The sequence below is a fragment of the Vibrio sp. NH-UV-68 genome (assembly GCF_042940635.1).
GTDB lineage: Bacteria > Pseudomonadota > Gammaproteobacteria > Enterobacterales > Vibrionaceae > Vibrio > Vibrio pacinii.
On the sequence record NZ_CP134976.1, the window covers coordinates 1,174,249 to 1,192,960 of the forward strand.

Here is an 18,712-nt window from a genome sequence, read left to right on the forward strand (position 1 = left end):
ATTGTCCTCCATAACCGATTATTGGTTTTGCCCTTCCCTACCTAAAATACATCCATCAGCTAAGCCAATGTGAAATTCAAACTCACATTTAAACGCTAAATAGAAACTTATTCATTAATAAAAATGTGGGACAGGGTGTCCAGCGATAAATCAACAGCCGGATTTTCATAGTATTGAAAATCTTATACTGGAAATGACTTAGACATGATTTTTACTAAAACACCTAGCCGCTCAAAAAAAATGGCAACACTCTCACTTATTGCTAGTTCAGTATTGCTAGCAACATCTCCTGTTGTTTCTGCCGAAGAGCAGCCTCAAACTCTAACCACGTATTCTGAAATCAGTACTCATGGTAAAAAAGTATTTGAGCAATATGGTATTGATCATGATCTACCTAAACTTGCTCTGAGTTCGCTTATGCAAGGCGATCACCTAGTAGAGCACGCTTACCGAAAAGTAACTATCGATGAAGACGTTCAAGAGTCATCCGTGTATCTGATTAAAAATACCGATACCAAAGGCAATATCGATCTGCATATAAAGTACGACCCGAATCATCTGGATAAACACGAAAATGTGATCGATCAGATTGAAACCTTCACCCGTAATGAATATCGCCTAAGAAATTATGCTGAGGCGTATGACTCATCAAGTGTTGAAGCCAAAGATGACGGAAAAGGCAATGTTGAGATCAGCTTTAACTATTCTAAGTATGGTTTGCCCCAAGACATTGCTTACTTCCGCTTTCTGACAGTCAAAATCTTTTTGGTCGACGGCGAGCCTAAAAACATGCTGATCACCAACAAAAAGCCGTTCAATTTTGACGGCAATGATATTGAATCCTATAAGCAAGAGATCACCTTTAGCACCTTGGAATCAGGTAAGGTCATTATCGACACCAAACATACACAGCTGCTTGGCAAACATAAAAAGAAACCGCTTGAAATCATTACCAAAGTAGAGCCTGTTGCCTTTTACGATGAAGGTGTTGACGTACAAATTATAAACGAAGAGAAACTTAAAGAAGTCTCTGATCCGCGTATGCGTGAAGAAAGTGTCAAACTTAACCGCGTCTTCCCACTAATGGGTGACATGGTCCGACGCCAGGGTATTGATTTACCACTACCATTTGGCGTGTCTGTCGCATACCGCAACCAAGACATGAACATTCCATTTAACGACTTTACCATTCAGGGCGTGCGCTTAAATGACCTGTTTGACCCCGAAGATACGGTTGGTGTTGTCACTGCAGAAAGTATGAGTATTCGTGGTGATGTTAACATTCTGCCATTTTGGAATGTTTTCGGCTACGTCGGCAAGATCGATGTAAACGCGAATGTTGACGCAGGATATACCGGCGCAGCGGGAGAGTTCCTTCAAGACAAGTTAAACAATAAATTCCCTGGCTTAGGCGATGAATTCTGTAGTGGTGGCTTGTCGGCAGTGTGTAATCGTGGCCGCTTAAATGTGCCAATTCATTTGGAATACGACTTACGCGGTGTAGGTACTACGTTATCGATTGGTTACAAAGAGTTCTTTGCATCGGTCACAGGTACATACTCGCAAACACGTATCAAAGGCGGTCAAGATTGGGGCGACGGCATCGTAACCGTACAGCCTATGTTGGGCTATCAGTTGGTTGATTACCGTGCACAAATCTTCGTCGGTGCAGAATACCAGGGCCTTGATGCTCGTATGGATGGTCATGTTATCGCTGGTGATGTTGAGTTTGATTACGATATCGGTGTAGATCTCAACCAATGGGCTTACTTAATCGGTTTTAACAAGCAAATTGGCAAAAACTACAATATCACTGGCATGTATAACACTGGTGAAACTCGAAGTGCCTTCACAATTAACTTCGGATATCGATTCTAATCCGTTTTGCTAGACAGACTCTCCTACAAGAATCGGCTACGGGCTGCTCTTGTAGGATAACGTCCTCTTTACGTGATTACATCAATTTAAAATATATCTCTAACATACATCCCATAAACAAAATCAATCTATCAAGCAACTCTTCAGGATGAACGTAGCGCATGGAACCGCGTGTTTGATGAAGACAAACAATTGTGGACATGACAATGAAAATAACCAAACGCTCAATACTTGCTCTTACTATCGCCGCTCTGCTTTCAGCTTGTGGCAGCGATGACGATTCTCAACCAGGTGCGCCTGCGAAGCCACAACCATTAAAGCCTCTTCCGTCTGAAACAATCAATGTTGCAGTCGGCAACGCAGACGTGACCGCAACGAAAGAATCTCTAGTTATCACAACCGTTGAAGGTGAAGAAAAGCTTGGCTCTGTTGAATCTTTTAAAGGTATTACCTTCGCTCAAGCGGCGCGTTTTGAACACAGTGACACAGCTAATCTTGAGGGCAGCATTAATGCCACTGAGTTCGGTAATGTATGCCCACAAATTAAAGCAACAGTTCTAGAACAAAGCGAAGACTGCTTGAACCTTAACATTTGGCGTCCAGAAGGCACGGTTGAAGGTGACGACTTGCCAGTCTATGTGTTTATTCACGGTGGTGATTTTGAATACGGTTCTGGCTCTAACCCAATGATTCACGGTGACACCGTTGTCGCACAGGGTGTGGATGAAGGTAATCCATTTATTGCAGTGACGTTTAACTACCGTTTGGGTCTACTGGGTTCAAACTGGATTAAAGGCGCCGATGTAAACGGTAACTACGGTTTAGGTGACCAAGAAACCCTATTAAAATGGGTACAAGAAAATATCCAAGATTTCGGTGGTAACGCTGGCAATGTAACACTTATGGGCCAAGGCTCTGGTGCAATGTCTATTGCATTATTGCAACAAAAAGTCGCCAACAGCAATCTCGATGAAACTTATTTCCAACGAGCGGTTATGCAAAGTGTGCCTTACGGTTTTGAGTACAAAAGCTACAATGTAGCGAAAGATCAAGTGAGCGACATTGAGAACCTGCGCAGCGCTTCTGTTTCTCAAATTATGGAAGCACAAAGCACATCACTAGACCCATTACAAAGACTACAAAACTGGTTACTGTCTTCACTTAATATTCCATTAATAAGCCCTAAATCAGATAACACGCCGATGGCAACGCTGATGCCTTACGCGCCTTATTTAGAGTGTTCAGAGCTTAAAGATGGCTTTTTGGAAGATAAAAGTGCTTGTAAAAATGACATGGGTAAAGCGCAACCGAGTCAATCAGAATTCGTGGTACCGACCGTGATTGGCGTCAATGCACAAGATGCCGATACAATGAGCATACTACCCAACCTGACCTCGTTAGTTCCTCTGATCATTGACCTAATGGGGAATGATACTGGCGACGCAGAGTACACAGCGCAGCGTATGAGCGAATGGTTGGCGATTGACGGCAATAAGCAACTTGTCGAACAGCGTATGCAGTCTCTCGCAAACAGTGATGAATTCAGCGCTCAACTTGAGCTACAGGACTTGATCGATGCATTGCCGAGCTCAGCGTATGAAGCCATTACGCCACTGTTTTTTGGTCTAAAAAATCAAACTGGCAGTGATCTGATTCAATTGACAGACTTCTACCCAAATGATGAGCACAGTGTCATTGGTGCAATTAAGAATATGAGTCAATACCGTACTATGATGAACGATACATTGTTCGCTGGCCCAGCGCGTATCAAAGCAGCACAGAACGACAATGCGACTTTCTATTACTTCGCTCATAAACCGAGCTTCAACGTGTGGACGTATAACACAGGTCCTAACGGAGCAACGGATATTGGTGATTTGCTGAAATCTATCAGCTGTATCACAGGGGCTTGTAATGCTTCAGAGCTACCATTTGTGTTCAATAAAGCCGTGAAACTCGATGGAACAAGCGTTAAGCCGAACTCAAAAGATAAGCAGCTAATGAACGAGATGTCACGCTTGTGGTTTAGTGATAAGTTATTCAATGATTACCAGTATGATGCAGCTAAAGACGCGGTTCTCCTTATCGATCGCGACGGCATTAATAACTCTGCTCCAGGTTGGGACAAAGAAGAGAATGCTGGCGCAGACCCTAGTCTACGTCAAGGACGCCTGAGTGGCTTAGAAGAACTTGGTATCTTGATGAACTACCTACAAAATTAATTACTAAAGGCCAGTTCGCTGGCCTTTTTTATAACTACCCTTTTTTAATCCTACGAGAGTCTTATGTTTACTAAAACACTTCGTACCTTATGCGCCCTAGTGTGTGTCGCACTTGTCGCAGGATGCGCACAACCTTACCCTAAAGTCGAACCAGACTTTGAGTCAAACTGGCAACCTCAACGCTACCAGGCCGAAGTTGCACTGCTTGCCAGTGCCCCCGAGGCATTCGCCAAACGCATTCAACTGGTTCGCCAGGCTCAGTCAAGTATTGATATGACCTACTTCGATTGGGAGCAAGATACCTTAGGTGTTTTGCTGCTCAGCGAAATAAAATTCGCCGCCAACCGTGGGGTAAAAGTTCGCCTAACGCTGGATGATCTGATGGTGTTTGATGCTAAATGGCTCGCCGAGCTCGACAGCCACGACAATATTGAAATCCGTATTTTTAACCCGTTTGACTCACGTAAATCAGGTTGGTTAGGCCGAGCAATTGACTTTTCATCCCATCAAAATCGCTTAGACAATCGCCTGCATGAGAAATACTTTAACGTTGATCACACTCACATGATTTTGGGTGGACGTAATATTGGTAGTGACTATTTTGGTTATAACAAACACGCCAACTTCTTCGATCTCGATGTACTGTTTAAAGGTGAAGTGATCGTAGCCTTTGATGCCAACTATCAAAACCTGTGGAACAGTACACACGTAACGCCAATTCGAGAGCTGATCGAGGTCGAGGAGAACCATCAATACGTCGATTTCTACACCACGATGGCCAAAGTGAACAAAGACAATAAACAAGTAATTAAAAATGTATATACCCACGTCGCTAATCTCAAACAGCCTGACTTCATTCAAACAGAAGTGACGCCCGTTTTTGATTCACTGCAAAAACTAGAAAATAACAAACCTTATTTTCGTACTCGTGCCGAACGCTCTATCAACAAGGAGTTACGTAGCGCCAACAAAGTGGTTATCTCGACTCCGTATATCGTCCCTACGCAAGGAAAATTCACCGTTATTGAAAAGCTTAGAGAGCAAGGAACGGACGTCACTTTATTGACCAACTCTTCGGCTTCAAATGATTCCGGTTTTATTCCTGCTTATTATGAGCAGCATAGAATCACGCTGTTAGAAAAAGGGGTGAACCTTTATGAGTACAAGGATACCGCGCTCAATGAAGATCATTTTTATCATGGTGATACCTATTACCACAACAAAGCACTGATTATCGATGATAAGTTGAGCTTTATCGGATCATCTAACTTTGATCCACGTTCAGACTTCTTAAATTTAGAGTTTGGCCTGTTTATCCATAGTGAAGCGTTCGCCGCTCAACTAGAAGAATACTTATTCGGCGACAAAGCTCTATTTTGGGATGTAACGCTCGACGACCAAGGCAACCCAATATGGTCATCGGGTAATGAATCCACAGCCGATAACCCAAACTATGGAGCCTGGCACGAAATTACCGACAGAATATTCAGAAAAATGGATGGCGAGTTTGAGCTTTAGCGAGTTGTAAAAGAGTAATAAAAAAGGGGCTTAACCATTGGTTAAGCCCCTTTTTTACAACCTTACCCGAGATATTAAAACTGAGTACCAATAGAGAAGTGAATACGAAACTCATCGCCCTCTGGAGCATCTAATCCATAAGCAAAATCAACTTTCATTGGTACATATTTGGAATTCCAAATTAAGCTCAAGCCTGTTCCACGTTTCAAATCAATCTCGTCGTTAAACGCATCACCAATATCATAGAACGCGCCCAACCAAACTTGTTGGTATACCTGATATTGATACTCAAACCCAGCGGTAAACATATAACGGGCCCCGGTTAACGCACCATTTTCATCTCGTGGTGAGATTGATTCATAATCATAGCCACGTAAATTCTCGTCACCACCAGCGAAAAAACGAAGCGATGAGGGAATATCTTCAAGTGAATTAACAATATTAATGCCGACATTTGAACGAAAATGAAATTTTTGCTTCTCGCTAATATCCCAAGATAGCACGCTGTTTCCTTCAACATGAAGCAAGCGAGAATCTGAAAGTAAGTATGGATCTGAGTATTCTAAAGAATAAATATGCCGATGACTCAATTCCAGTTGATCATTTTTGCGCTCAAGTTGAGAAAAAGTGATACCTGGCATCAGCAATTGTGACTGACTATCTTCTGACGCCTGTTGGTATTGCTCTCGTAAATATCTTACATGCATGGTACTTTGCCAGTCACTTTCTAACTGCCAGTGCTTTTCGAACGTAAGTTCGTTGGTAAAACTCGCTGTATCTCTATAATCGACACGCGTAGATTCAAACTGAATACCGTAGTAATCCGTTAGAACGTTCTTGGTCGGTATTTTGTAACCCATCAAAAGCGATTGTTCAGGTTGAGAGATCGATGCCTCCGCCTTCAAACTATGGCCACGACTGTTATACCAAGGCTTATTCCATTTAAGTGATGCTCTAGGACCTAAGTCTGTCCCATAACCTCCACCGACCTGGACAATGTTTCGCGAATTAGGGACTGTCGACACTTCGATAGGCACTTGGTTGTCTTCGGTTTTCTGGTCAAAATTGCCTTTTACCGCGACACTGCGAAACCAGTTGGTCTGTGAAAGGTTAGATTGGTATTCGCCCAGTTTGATGGAATTAAATCCGTCACCTTTATCAAATGGACTTAAAGATTTAATGCGATCGGTTTCGATTTCCGAGCTCATCACAGAAATTTCGCCAAAGTGATAACGCACACCGCTATCAAAATGCAGCCTTACATTCGCTTGGTTCATGCTTGGGATCACTTCTATCACCGACTGCAAAAACTGACCTTCTAAATAGCCTTTTTGTTGTGCAAGTGATAATAAGTTTTGCTTCAATGAATCGTAGTCTGAGTGAGAAAGGGGCTGTCCTTGTTGAAGCTGACCGGCATCAATCAAATCAATAAAATCTTGATCTTGATCTGCTTCTCCCGTGATTAAGATGCTGGAGCTCGCGATGAGCGTTACTGGGCCAACATCCACATCAATGGTCACCTGTTCGTCTGCATTTTTAGAGACATTAAATTTTGGGTGATAATAGCCGAATGGGTTTAGCGCATCATTAACTAACTTTCTGATCTGCCCTTTAGAAATGTTTTTCGCAGGGGTTTCAGACAATGGCGAGAGATAATATTCGAGGTTTTTCTCTAATGGTTTAGTCAACCCTTGAATCGTAAACTCCGCCGCAAAAACATTGCAAACAGGGATCGAAGCAAAGATTGATATACCCACTATTTTTTTTACCAAAGAAGCCATATATCTGTTTAAGTTAATCTTACACCTCAATAGTCTATTGCGGTGATGGGAATCAAGTTAATCGTATATGCAGGACGCTACCCTACCTATGTGGCACATCACTCTACAAATTTACCCTCAATAATGGTTAAAACCATTTAAAAGCAATACCGATAAGAACCGCACACTCTCATTAACTCGAAAACCATTCAGCCAACCAATGGATTGTTGACTGGAGGACTTAATCCTTCAAATGAGATTGGTTGCGTACAAAAATATCGCATAAATTAATCACATCGAAGAGAGATGGCCAAACAAATAAGTACCTCCTCCATCATTAAGAGGACGTAACCATACATTGACTTCTCTTTAATCAATCGACAGAAGATAGAAATCAAAACGCGAACTGACATTGTGTTAGTACAACATTAACAAAGCGTCTTGCTTTCTAAACATATTCACTCAGGCACTTGAGTTCATTATGTAACCCATATCAAGTTGTACTGATAATTTAATTAACCAACACATTGCAATCATCAGGTTTATTAATGCGTAGGTTTTAGAAAATTTAACTCACATCAGGAGAGTCCACAATGGCTGGAATTTTAGAAGGTATCCGAGTAATTGAAGTTGCATCAATGGCAGCTGCACCAACTGCAACCGTAATGCTTGCCGATCATGGTGCAGAAGTGATCAAGATTGAACCTCTAGCAGGTGACCCTTGGCGCTATGGTCATATGGTTGCGGGTATGCCAAAAAGCAAAATTGCGTACACCACCTATACACAGAACCGCACTAAAAAGTCTGTGGCACTTGATTTGAAAAAACCAGAAGCTCAAGAAGCGTTACATAAGTTAGTGGCGACGGCAGACGTATTTTTAACCAACTCGCCACTCAACGTGCAAAAACACCTTAAGCACACTTACGAAGATATCAAAGCGGTAAACCCGAAAATCGTTTACGCGTGGATTAATGGTTTCGGCCTGGAAGGTCCAGACAAAGACGCCCCTGGTTTTGACATGACCGCTTGGTATGCACGTACGGGCATTATGGAAGAACTGCGTCCAAAAGATGGCGGCCCAGTTCCACTACCCGTTGGCACAGGCGACTTGAACACAGCAACAGCATTGTTCAGTGCGGTAATGACGGGGCTTTATCACAAAGAACGCACTGGTGAAGGTTCTAAAGTCTCTACGTCTTTGATGAATAATGGCTTGTGGGCTAACTCAAGCATGATGCAGGCGGCCCTAGTTGGCGCACCAGCAATGAAGAAATACCATCGCGAAGAGTGGCCAAACCCAGTGACTGGCGGTGTGTACAAAACTCAAGATAACCGTTATGTCATCATTGTGGAACTGAATCCAAATAACGTTGATAACTTACGTGAAGCGTTCGGCGCTGACGACTTGAAAGGTGATGAACGTTTCGCAACGCCTGAATTGCGCGCGGTAAACCATCAAGAATTGTTTAATGAAATGCAAGCCATTGTTGGTCAGCATGACCTCGCCACAGTAAAAACACGCTTAAAAGAGTTTGGCGTTAACTTCAGCGTGGTTCAAACCACCGAAGAGTGTACTCGCGACGAGCACATGATTGCCAATGGTTGTTTCCCTGAGGTGGAAGGCACTGACGGTATCCGTACCATTGATAGCCCAATTCAGGTTGAAGGTAACGGTATTAACAAGATCAAACCTCAAAACCCACCTAAAGTTGGTGAGCATACAATGTCTGAGCTGACAGATCTTGGCTATAGCGATGAAGAAGTACAAGCGCTAGTCGCTGCTAAAGCAATTGGTCTCTCACGTTAATCTTCATTAAACGAAAAGTTGTCATACCAACCTGGTTGTATCTACAAACCTATAGCCAGGTTGAGTTTCTAAAATTAATTAAGTAGGTAAATATTATGTCAGAACATAAGTTTTTTGAAGATTTTGAAATTGGCGAAAGTTTTGTAACAAACGCACGCACCATCACCGAAACCGATATCGTCATGCACGCAATGCACACTGGTGACTGGCAGCCGCATCATACCAATGAAGAATTCGCTAAAACACAACCGTTTAGAACGCGTCTTGCGCACGGCAACCTGACTTTTTGTATCAGTACTGGCCTGATTTTCCAATCATCGTCGGAAAACCCAAACATTATGGCTTATGGCTTTAATAAGGTGCGTTATCCAGCACCGGTATTCCCAGGTGACACCATCAAAGTTGAAGTCACTGTGACCGAGAAAAAAGATCACCCTAAACAGAAAACACATGGGTTGATGACACAAACTGAAGTCACAACCAACCAACGTGGTGAAACAGTTGCTTATGTTGAGCATGAGTTGTTTGTAACTAAGCGCACTCCAACAGAATAAATCCATACAGCTGAGCCTGCTTTGTCGATTAATTTTCAAGCTAGGCAAACTGACTAAAACCAAGATGACATCGTTCAGTTGATGTTCGATATCACACCAAATTTTATTAATTTCTGCACCGAGTAGAATTTAAAAAGAGAATTACGCTATGACTGAAGTTGCAAAATATAAAGAAGTTGCCAAGTTTTTTGAAGATTTTGAAATCGGAGAAACCCGTACTACGGCAGGTCGAACTATTACAGAAACTGATTTTGTTATGCACGCGATGCATTCGGGTGACTGGATGCCGCACCATACCGATAAAGAATGGTGTAAGACACAACCGTTCAAAAAACCCATCATTCATGGTAACGCAACATTCAGTATCAGTACTGGTTTGTGTATTCAAGGTGAGCCGTTAAATCCACACGGTATGTCTTACGGTTACGATAAAATTCGTTATCCAAACCCAGTGTTTGAAGGTGACACCATTCAAGTCACGATGACAGTGATTGATAAAAAAGATCACCCGAAAAATCCAACTCACGGTTTGATTACTGAAGAAAAAGTCACCACCAATCAAAATGGTCAAGTTGTATGCGTCGCTCATCACGTTATCTACGTAGAAAAACGTAACGCTTAACCTCAGGCACTGCCCTGCTTATTTACATTTAAAGGAGAAGACTTCCGATGAAACTAAACGAAAATAAAGCCTCTAAGTTGGAGCAGTTTCGTTGCATGGATGTTATTTGGCTGCTCAATCAATGGGTTGAGCGTCAACCAAACAAGCCGTTTATCGTTTGGTCTCCTTTTGATGATAGTTCAAGCCAATCTTGGACCTATGCGGAGTTAGCTACAGCGGCTAAACAAGTTGCAGCTGGGCTCTACAAACGCGGGGTAGGCAAAGGGGACTTTGTTTTAATGCACTTTGACAATTCCCCTGACTTTTTTATCGCTTGGTTTGCATGTGCCTATCTTGGCGCGACTCCAGTAACGACCAATACTCGTTCAGTGACAGATAACGTTAAGTATTTTGCCGAAACAATGAACCCAGTTTGTGCGATTACGACTGCAGACTACGCGGCTGTAGTGCGTGAAGCATGCGGCGATTCAACGCCAGTGATTATTTCCGGAGCAATAGCAGCCGATGTTGCCGTTAAACTAAACACAGAGTCTTTTGCACATCTCGCGATCAATGAACCCATTCCAGTACTAACTAGCGATCCTGAGCGTAATTTCGCGGTTCAGTTTACCTCTGGCACCACTTCGCGCCCTAAGCCGACGATGTGGAATAATGCCAATGCCTTGTGGGCGGGTAAATCGATGTCGACCAACCTGCGCTTGAACAACAACGACACAACGTTACTTTTTCTGCCTCTATTTCATGCCAATGCACAAATCTCTTTGTTGAGCACTTTGTGGGTTGGCGGTACGGTTGTCGTTCAACCTAAGTTTTCAGTGTCGCGCTTTTGGGGAGCTTGTGTTGCCCATGATATTACTTGGGTATCAATGATTCCTTTCGCTTTTAAAGCGCTGAAAGATAAACCCGTACCTTCAAACCATAAGGTGCGTGTGATGATGGGGCTTGAACTCATGCCCGAGCTTGAAAAAGAGTTTAACGTTCAAATTATGGCGATGTGGGGAATGACAGAAACTCTCTCTTCTTGCATTGTTTCCGACCCGTTTCACCCAGGTCCAGCGGGGAGTATTGGTCGCCCTTCTCCCTTCTACGATATCGAAATTCGTAAAGAAGACGATGGTCGAGTAGCTCAACCAGGCGAACAAGGCCTATTGTTCGTACGCGGCGAACGCGGTGTTACTCTGTTTAAAGAATATTACCAACAACCTGAACATACCAAAGAAGCGTTCGATGACAGTGGCGCACTCGATACGGGTGACATTATTCGTATTGACGAGCAAGGTTGGCTGCATTATGTCGCGCGTTATAAAGACATGTTGCGTGTCGGCGGAGAAAACGTGGCAGCATTAGAAATCGAAACAGCCATCGATCAAACGGGCTTAGTGATGGAGTGCGCCGTGGTTGGCCAACAGCACTATATGTTGGGTGAAGTCCCCGTCGCTTTTGTCTCGTTAAGTGATAAAGGTATCAAGCTCAAACATGAGCAAGTGAGAGAAAGAATTATTGCTCATTGTCGTGAAAAGTTGGCTGACTTCAAAGTACCTAGAAGTGTGATGATTGTGGCGAGCTTTCCACGTTCAACACTCGACCGAATCTCCAAAAAAGTACTTCGAGAACGATTACCTCCTATCGAATCGTAGCAACCAACGAGAGATTCAACACTTTGGCAGCGCAAATTATGATTTACGGTTTTGACGGCTTAGGTTTAATACCTAGTCAAGCTGTGGAACTACATAGCTAAAAGCGCTTTAGTTCTAATCCCCCGTTATAACAACCCTATTATTTAACTTGTAGAGATAAACTTAATGAAAGAATTTAAATACGTACTCACTGAGAAAAAAGGCAATGTAGGCATTGTTACTTTTAACCGTCCGGAAGCAATGAATGCACTCAACGAGCAAGTTGTAGAAGATGTTACTGACGCATTAAAAGCGTTTGATGCGGATGATTCTGTCGGTTGTATGATTCTAGCCGGAGGTGAAAAAGCCTTTTGTGCCGGCGCTGATCTTAAGTGGATTGCGGATGTCGATTTTGAAGAAGCCTACCAAAAAGACTACGCCGCCTATATGGACCAAATAGCGGAACTGCGTAAGCCAGTGATTGCCGCAGTTAAAGGCTTTGCGTTCGGTGGCGGTACAGAAATTTCATTAATGTGTGACATCATTCTTGCTGATAAAACTGCATTATTTGGTTTAACTGAGGTGACACTCGGTGTGATCCCTGGTGGGGGTGGTACTCAGCGTATGGCTCACCGCATCGGTAAGTATAAAGCGATGCGTTACATTTTAACTGGCGACTGGATCAAAGCCGAAGAAGCCGAGCGCATTGGTTTGATAACTGAAGTAGTAGAGGACGACGTCCTTCAACATGCAGTCGAGCTTGCGACCAAAATAGCGAATAATCCACGTCTAGCAGTATTGGCAGGTAAAGAATCCGTCAATCAACAAGCAGAAATGCCAATTGCTGAAGGCCGTAAAGTTGAACGCCGTCTGTTCCATGCACTATTTGGTACAGAAGACAAAAAAGAAGGCATGACTGCATTTGCTGAAAAGCGTAAACCTAATTACAAAAAATATTAACCATTGCAGATATATACTGAGGAAAAATGATGAGTAAAGTAATCGTAGAAAAAAACAACGGTATTGTGCACGTAAAAATCAACCGTCCTGAAGTAATGAACGCCTGTGATGGTGAAACTTACAACGCTATTGCGGATGCATGGGATGAATTAGAAAACGATCCAACGCTACGTGTTGGGATCATCAGTGGCGAAGGTCGTTCATTCTGTGTTGGTACAGATATTAAATGGGTAAACTCTCCAGCAGCTGATGGGTTTGTTGACCGCCTATACCCACGCCTAATGTCGATGACAAAACCAGTAATTGCCGCCATTCACGGCCACTGTAATGGAGGTGGACTAGAGCAAGCGCTAGGTGCCGACATTCGCGTCTGTGCTGACAACGCACACTTCGGCTTTGGTGAAATTCGTCTCGGTTGGATTCCAGGTGGTCACGGCACTCAACGTTTACCTCGCGTGATTCCGCTAGGCAACGCACTAGAATTACTTTACACAGGTAACCGTATCGATGCGCCAGAAGCATTACGTCTTGGCCTAGTCAATCACATGGTCCCTGCTGAAGAGCTAATGGCTAAGTGTGAGCAAATCGCGCAAGACATTGTCAGCTCAGCGCCACTTGCCGTGCAAAAAATGAAATCTACCGTCATGAATGGCTTAGATCTGCCATTACCTGAAGCGGTAAAACTAGAGAAAGCTGCGTTTGAATGGTTAATGGCAACCGAAGATGCCAATGAAGGTGCAACGGCATTTGCCGAAAAACGTGCACCAAACTGGAAAGCGAAATAAGCCGCCCTTTTTCTTGGTTAGTAACGAAATGCCAGACAGTGACACTGTCTGGCATTTTTATTGTCGGTAAGCTATCTGTTGATGGACGTCACCCTTCAAACGCGATTGGTTTAGACGTGAAAATTAACTTAATTTACTGTTATTGAAGATAAATATTTAGGAAATCACAATGTCAAAGAATCAATCGAATACCACAGAAAGCTCACAAACTAACGTGATGGCTACCAAAACACCCCTTATAGAATTTAAAAATGGTTTTCCCGCAGAACTAGAAGCCAAAACTCGTCAGGCTAACTATGGTGAACTGTTCCTCGGTGGGGATATTTCTGCCTACTTCAACGTTCGTGCATGTGAATTTATGCCTACCGCCGTTTTACCAGCGCGTCAGCCTGTCATGCCACTGGCCACCAACTTGATGCCAGAAGTGGGACAAGTAAAAGCGGAAATGACATCTGAAAGTCTGCTTAAAGGCCCGTTAACACTTGACCAGTTCCTAGAGCAGTCTGACAGCGCGCAAGGTTACCTTGTCGTCCATAAAGGCGAGATCGTTTATGAACAGTATCCTCGTATGCGCCAAGAAGACGTTCACCTATGGATGTCCTCTGCCAAACCAATGGCTGGTCTATTGATTGATATGCTGATCAGTGAGGGTAAAATTGATGAAAATGCGCCGATTACTGACTACATAACCGACTTCAAGGGTACTGATTGGGATGGTATTACCACACGTGATGTGCTGGACATGGCAACTGGCATGGATCTTGAAGATACTACTGAATCGCGTTTTGACCCAGAAAATGTTGCTCGACGTGTTTACGAAGCCGAATTTGCTTTCCCGAATGAAAAGCATGGTTTAGAAACCTTGACCGACGTACTAAAAAGTACCAAGAAAAAAGAACAACCTGGCTTGTCATTCCAATACGCATCTGGCCTAACTCAAATGTTAGTCATTCTGGCTGAAGCAGTTGAAGGCGAACGTTGGCCTCAACAATTTGACCGCAGAGTGTGGTCAAAAGTCGGCGCAGAAGGCAGCCTACAATTACACTTAACACCTGAAGGCATTGCCGCTGCGCACGGTTTAGTGTCTAGTAACCTCCGAGATTTTGCTCGCTTCGGTATGCTCTACACACCAAGTTGGAACAAAATCGCTTCTGAGCAAGTGGTGACTAATGAAATCCTGCAACGTATTCACAGTGAAGTGCGCACCCATGACTTTATGATGAAAGGCTTTGATGGTGCTGTATTTGCCGACTATCTTGGTTCAAATGATTTCATTTCCAACAGTCGTCAATGGGATATGGTATGGCCTGATGGTGACATCTGGAAAGGTGGTTTAATGACGCAAGGCTTGTACGTCTCACATGAGCGCGATTTGGTTATCGTCTACTTCAACGTCAACAATGATGACCACTCAGGGCATCGTTTTGCACGTACAATTGCAACGTCTGGTCTATTTGACCGTGACTAAGTGATCGTTTTACTTACTAAAAAAGCGGGTTATGTTTTCTAAACATAACCCGCTTTTTTATAACGTGACGTACAGCGGTACTTAAAATATCTAGCTTAATGAGAAACTGGAGCTTGAGATTTATAACAGCCGTACACTCGACTAACCTGATAGACAGATTATCGGTGTACTCGTACATCAAATGGCGGCGAATTAATCGCCGCCAAATCATCAAACATTAAAAAGCAAAACGCGCTTTAAGTCCAAACACCACATCCGTTTTGTCTTTAATAAAGATATTCGCTAAATCCTGCGATTCAATCGCGTTAACATTAATCGCGGTATGGTTTAGAACTTGCACACTTGGCGACAGTTGCAACCAAGGTGTTACCTGCGCACGGTAGTAGATCTCGGCAGTGTATTGATCATCAAAATCAATATTTCCAAACGTACTGGCCATCGGACTTGCCCAGTTAAGCGCTAAGCCAAACATGTCTTGGTTGCGCTGAGTTGGCATGTAACCGAAACCAGCACTGACCGATGCATCATAAATGGCACCAGCGTCTTTTGCCCAACCAGCGCGTAAAAACGGCAACCATTGTTGTGCGATGAGACCAGAAAAGTTGACATTAATACCATGACCTTCTTTGTCGCTGCCAACCGCATCTCTCTGCCAGAATGTTACATGGGCATTTTCAATAAACAACATATCACGCGAAGGTGTATAACCGATTTCAAAACTCTTCCAAGTTGCACCCGAATCAAAAAGATCTTCTGCACCTTGAATCAAGTCTGAGGCATTACCTTTTGCGTCCATAATACTTGCTGAGCTGTAGACACTATCGGTAATAAATCCGCCTAACATTACCCCAAGGCCACCATCAGGAAGACCGCCTATAGTGCCACTCCCTGAGCTAAACACACTATTGTTGAAATCGTTCCAAGGACTGGCTAACGGGTAAAAGTCAGTATAATCGGTCATATCAAGGAAACCGGCATAAGCAACCATGCGGTCATTAAGCATAGATTGGCGCCAGAACAGATGAGTCGTACGAAAACCTTGGTCGCCATAAAGTGGATGAACAAAACCGATATAACCAAGATCTTTGAGGCCGAAATCTTTCGGAGAAGAATCGGTATACTTGTGGCGATGCTCAACTTTAAAGACAATGCCACCAGTAGACCCCGAGTCTGTATGCACCATGTTCCACTGACCGTAGACACGTAATGCGCCTGACGCAGCACTTGATTCACCTAACGCATCGCTTGCAGTTAAACCAAGCATGTTATAGTCCATGCCCAGTTGCAGACCGTGCTCTTCTTGCCAGCGCTTTTTGGTCTCATTCCATAGTTCAAAGTGAGAGGATGGCGCAGAGGTTGGCTCTGGCATCACCGCAACATCTTCAAACTGTGTTTTGGTTTCTTCACTCGCAGCAAACACGGGACAAGCCATCAAGGGTGTTAATGCGATCGCTAGCGTTGAAAATTTCAGTGATTTTTCCATTCCATTCCTCGCTGTAATTTAAGCTTCTAACGGCTATTTTTCCTGCCATTGATCAAAAAATTGAATAGCACCCAAGGGAACTATTCAATTCGAATTTTTACTGATTACCTACAATACTAACGTATTGCTATCTTAGTGTCGTTTAGAAATAAGCTTTAAAGTTGAACCAAGCGACGGTATCGTCTGTGTCAATTGTCTTAGACGCCGTTTCTAATGTGTTCACGTTATTTTCTAAACGAAGCTCACCCCAATGCGTTTTTTTATCATTGAGCGGAGTACCTAAACGAATCGTCGTTTTTAATGCACTCGTTTCGACATCACCATCTACGTAAGTGTACTCAGGCGCGACCATAAAATATGTGCCATCATTGCCTGTTTTGACAGTAAAGTAACCTGCAGCCATCACACCGTTGGCAGAGTTATCCGCAACATTAAATTGCTGTGTCACTTCGTCGCTGTACTGACCTGTTAACGCACCAACGCGTATGTACATCGCGAAGCGCTCGACAGGAGTAATCGCGACCACCGCACCGACTGCAGCTGTAGACATTAAGTCATTATCAACCATGTCTAATGATGCTGCTACTTTAGGTGCAACCGGATTACCGAGATCAAACACATGGAAGTATTGCAAACGAGAGTCTTTGTACTTGCCGTGGTCATTCATCGTCCCTTCAAGGGCAACCATACCTTGTTGTGACTCATTCACATTAAAAGAATAAGTAATCTGACCTTTTACATCACCGCCATTGTTTAAACTGGCGGTAAAAGAAGTTACTGCACTCGCCACGTCTGATGGGTCTTCGGTATTTTCAGCGAAAGCATTCGTCCCAGTCAGTGCAAGAGACGCAATAAATGATAATAGGATTTTATTGTTTTTAAACATAATTTATAGAGGTACGTTATCAAAGGATAAGTTGATATTAACAGTAAACCAATGTGCGACTAAATTACATTTGTATGACTGAACCAGACAAAGTAACGTATACTCTTGGTTATTACTTGACACTTCGAACTCTCCAGCTTTGATAACATTAACGGCTACTTTGGAGTATTGTTGAGACATTGAAAACACAATGATTATTGAGAAAAACCATCATGAACTTTAGCCTCGAACAATTGACCACTTTTGTTGCGGTCTATGAGAAAAACTCCTTTAGCAAAGGTGCAGAGGTACTAAATCGACACCGAAGCACTGTGGGGCAAGTCATCGTTAACCTAGAAGAAATATTAATGATCCCTCTCTTCCACCGAGTTGGTCGCTCGGTAACCCCCACCGAAGAGGCGGATCTACTCTATCGTTACGCCAAGCAAGCGGTCGAACAAGTCAAAGCGTTTGACAAGTTGGCCACTAATTTAGCAGACGGAGAGTTAGAATCGATCAATATTGGCTATTGCAGTTTTCTTCCTCAATTGGCGATTGCCGATCTTCGAATACAATTAGCTAAAGACTTTCCAGATTTGAGAGTCAACCTATTCGTTAGAAACACCAGCGAAATAAAAGCGCAACTAGAATCTGGTCAACTTCACTTTGGACTTGTTAATGTTCATCATGCGAAAGCCATGAACAGTATTCACACGACCTATCTAGAAACGCTGTCTATGGTACCTTTTGGTAACAAAGGAGGAGAGTTAGCCAAAACACCACCTAGTGAGATGTTTGCCAAGTTAAAAAATTCTAAGCAGTTGATTTTACAATCTCTGATTGATGAAGGCATGGCAGACAAAGTAACGCTTTCCGCTAATTTTGAACTGGTAGACCAACTTTCAGTAATGATTAAATTGGTCCAATTAGGTCATGGTTGGGCCCTACTCCCTCGCTCGGTTATTTATTCTGAATATGTAAAACAGAACTTGGTTCAATTACAAGTTGATGAATTTAAAAAAAGCTTAGAAATTCCAATTTCTTTGTGGAGCTTACATTCGGTTCAAATCAGCAAGATACGCCAATCTATCATCACCGCTCTTGAAGAATATATTAGTCATATTCTTGATGAGTACAACTTGCTAAGTTAGGAGTGATGTGATGGAAGTGATG

General features: G+C 43.1%; 14 protein-coding genes. 11 read left to right on the forward strand and 3 right to left on the reverse strand.

The window, feature by feature from the left end:
* Positions 1–204: 204 nt before the first annotated feature.
* The 3 genes from ViNHUV68_RS19550 (at position 205) to ViNHUV68_RS19560 (ending at position 5,618) form a co-directional block, all read left to right on the forward strand.
* The gene (locus ViNHUV68_RS19550; protein ID WP_391090821.1) at positions 205–1,878 is read left to right on the forward strand and encodes a hypothetical protein; all 1,674 of its coding nucleotides are present in this window, start codon (positions 205–207) and stop codon (positions 1,876–1,878) included.
* Between the two features lie 206 nt (positions 1,879–2,084).
* Positions 2,085–4,100, forward strand: coding sequence for a carboxylesterase family protein (locus tag ViNHUV68_RS19555; protein ID WP_391090823.1), 2,016 nt, complete (start codon positions 2,085–2,087; stop codon positions 4,098–4,100).
* A 63-nt stretch (positions 4,101–4,163) separates the two neighbouring features.
* Positions 4,164–5,618: a phospholipase D-like domain-containing protein gene (locus ViNHUV68_RS19560; RefSeq protein ID WP_391090825.1), complete on the forward strand. Its 1,455-nt coding sequence runs from the start codon at positions 4,164–4,166 to the stop codon at positions 5,616–5,618.
* 74 nt (positions 5,619–5,692) lie between these two features.
* On the opposite strand, the gene ViNHUV68_RS19565 is transcribed toward ViNHUV68_RS19560, so the two are convergent.
* Complete coding sequence (locus ViNHUV68_RS19565; protein ID WP_391090827.1) at positions 5,693–7,399, reverse strand: BamA/TamA family outer membrane protein; 1,707 nt, start codon at positions 7,397–7,399, stop codon at positions 5,693–5,695.
* 572 nt (positions 7,400–7,971) lie between these two features.
* Here ViNHUV68_RS19565 and ViNHUV68_RS19570 point away from each other — a divergent pair.
* From ViNHUV68_RS19570 to ViNHUV68_RS19600, 7 genes are all read left to right on the forward strand, one after another.
* Positions 7,972–9,186 carry a CoA transferase gene (locus ViNHUV68_RS19570; protein WP_391090829.1) on the forward strand — a complete coding sequence of 405 codons (1,215 nt, stop codon included), beginning with the start codon at positions 7,972–7,974 and terminating at the stop codon, positions 9,184–9,186.
* Between the two features lie 95 nt (positions 9,187–9,281).
* Positions 9,282–9,740, forward strand: coding sequence for a MaoC/PaaZ C-terminal domain-containing protein (locus ViNHUV68_RS19575; protein WP_391090831.1), 459 nt, complete (start codon positions 9,282–9,284; stop codon positions 9,738–9,740).
* Between the two features lie 148 nt (positions 9,741–9,888).
* Positions 9,889–10,362, forward strand: a complete 474-nt coding sequence (locus tag ViNHUV68_RS19580; RefSeq protein ID WP_391090833.1) for a MaoC/PaaZ C-terminal domain-containing protein — start codon at positions 9,889–9,891, stop codon at positions 10,360–10,362.
* A 47-nt stretch (positions 10,363–10,409) separates the two neighbouring features.
* Positions 10,410–11,999 carry an AMP-binding protein gene (locus tag ViNHUV68_RS19585; protein ID WP_391090835.1) on the forward strand — a complete coding sequence of 530 codons (1,590 nt, stop codon included), beginning with the start codon at positions 10,410–10,412 and terminating at the stop codon, positions 11,997–11,999.
* 165 nt (positions 12,000–12,164) lie between these two features.
* A complete protein-coding gene (locus ViNHUV68_RS19590; RefSeq protein WP_391090837.1) occupies positions 12,165–12,938 on the forward strand; it encodes an enoyl-CoA hydratase-related protein in 774 nt (257 codons plus the stop codon).
* A gap of 26 nt (positions 12,939–12,964) precedes the next feature.
* Positions 12,965–13,723, forward strand: coding sequence for an enoyl-CoA hydratase-related protein (locus ViNHUV68_RS19595; protein ID WP_391090838.1), 759 nt, complete (start codon positions 12,965–12,967; stop codon positions 13,721–13,723).
* A 169-nt stretch (positions 13,724–13,892) separates the two neighbouring features.
* A complete protein-coding gene (locus ViNHUV68_RS19600; RefSeq protein WP_391090840.1) occupies positions 13,893–15,191 on the forward strand; it encodes a serine hydrolase in 1,299 nt (432 codons plus the stop codon).
* Between the two features lie 217 nt (positions 15,192–15,408).
* On the opposite strand, the gene ViNHUV68_RS19605 is transcribed toward ViNHUV68_RS19600, so the two are convergent.
* Together ViNHUV68_RS19605 and ViNHUV68_RS19610 are read right to left on the reverse strand one after the other, a co-directional pair.
* Positions 15,409–16,674: a carbohydrate porin gene (locus ViNHUV68_RS19605; RefSeq protein ID WP_391090842.1), complete on the reverse strand. Its 1,266-nt coding sequence runs from the start codon at positions 16,672–16,674 to the stop codon at positions 15,409–15,411.
* A gap of 142 nt (positions 16,675–16,816) precedes the next feature.
* Positions 16,817–17,560: a hypothetical protein gene (locus tag ViNHUV68_RS19610; RefSeq protein ID WP_391090843.1), complete on the reverse strand. Its 744-nt coding sequence runs from the start codon at positions 17,558–17,560 to the stop codon at positions 16,817–16,819.
* A 212-nt stretch (positions 17,561–17,772) separates the two neighbouring features.
* On the opposite strand from ViNHUV68_RS19610, the gene ViNHUV68_RS19615 reads away from it, so the two are divergent.
* Positions 17,773–18,690, forward strand: a complete 918-nt coding sequence (locus tag ViNHUV68_RS19615; protein WP_038176699.1) for a LysR family transcriptional regulator — start codon at positions 17,773–17,775, stop codon at positions 18,688–18,690.
* The last annotated feature ends 22 nt before the right edge of the window (positions 18,691–18,712 follow it).

Coding starts and splice junctions, on each gene's coding strand:
- ViNHUV68_RS19560 (WP_391090825.1), top strand. CDS start 4,164: ATGTTTACTAAAACACTTCGTACCTTATGCGCCCTAGTGTGTGTCGCA.
- ViNHUV68_RS19600 (WP_391090840.1), top strand. CDS start 13,893: ATGTCAAAGAATCAATCGAATACCACAGAAAGCTCACAAACTAACGTG.
- ViNHUV68_RS19565 (WP_391090827.1), bottom strand. CDS start 7,399: ATGGCTTCTTTGGTAAAAAAAATAGTGGGTATATCAATCTTTGCTTCG.
- ViNHUV68_RS19590 (WP_391090837.1), top strand. CDS start 12,165: ATGAAAGAATTTAAATACGTACTCACTGAGAAAAAAGGCAATGTAGGC.
- ViNHUV68_RS19575 (WP_391090831.1), top strand. CDS start 9,282: ATGTCAGAACATAAGTTTTTTGAAGATTTTGAAATTGGCGAAAGTTTT.
- ViNHUV68_RS19550 (WP_391090821.1), top strand. CDS start 205: ATGATTTTTACTAAAACACCTAGCCGCTCAAAAAAAATGGCAACACTC.
- ViNHUV68_RS19610 (WP_391090843.1), bottom strand. CDS start 17,560: ATGTTTAAAAACAATAAAATCCTATTATCATTTATTGCGTCTCTTGCA.
- ViNHUV68_RS19570 (WP_391090829.1), top strand. CDS start 7,972: ATGGCTGGAATTTTAGAAGGTATCCGAGTAATTGAAGTTGCATCAATG.
- ViNHUV68_RS19615 (WP_038176699.1), top strand. CDS start 17,773: ATGAACTTTAGCCTCGAACAATTGACCACTTTTGTTGCGGTCTATGAG.
- ViNHUV68_RS19585 (WP_391090835.1), top strand. CDS start 10,410: ATGAAACTAAACGAAAATAAAGCCTCTAAGTTGGAGCAGTTTCGTTGC.
- ViNHUV68_RS19605 (WP_391090842.1), bottom strand. CDS start 16,674: ATGGAAAAATCACTGAAATTTTCAACGCTAGCGATCGCATTAACACCC.
- ViNHUV68_RS19595 (WP_391090838.1), top strand. CDS start 12,965: ATGATGAGTAAAGTAATCGTAGAAAAAAACAACGGTATTGTGCACGTA.
- ViNHUV68_RS19580 (WP_391090833.1), top strand. CDS start 9,889: ATGACTGAAGTTGCAAAATATAAAGAAGTTGCCAAGTTTTTTGAAGAT.
- ViNHUV68_RS19555 (WP_391090823.1), top strand. CDS start 2,085: ATGAAAATAACCAAACGCTCAATACTTGCTCTTACTATCGCCGCTCTG.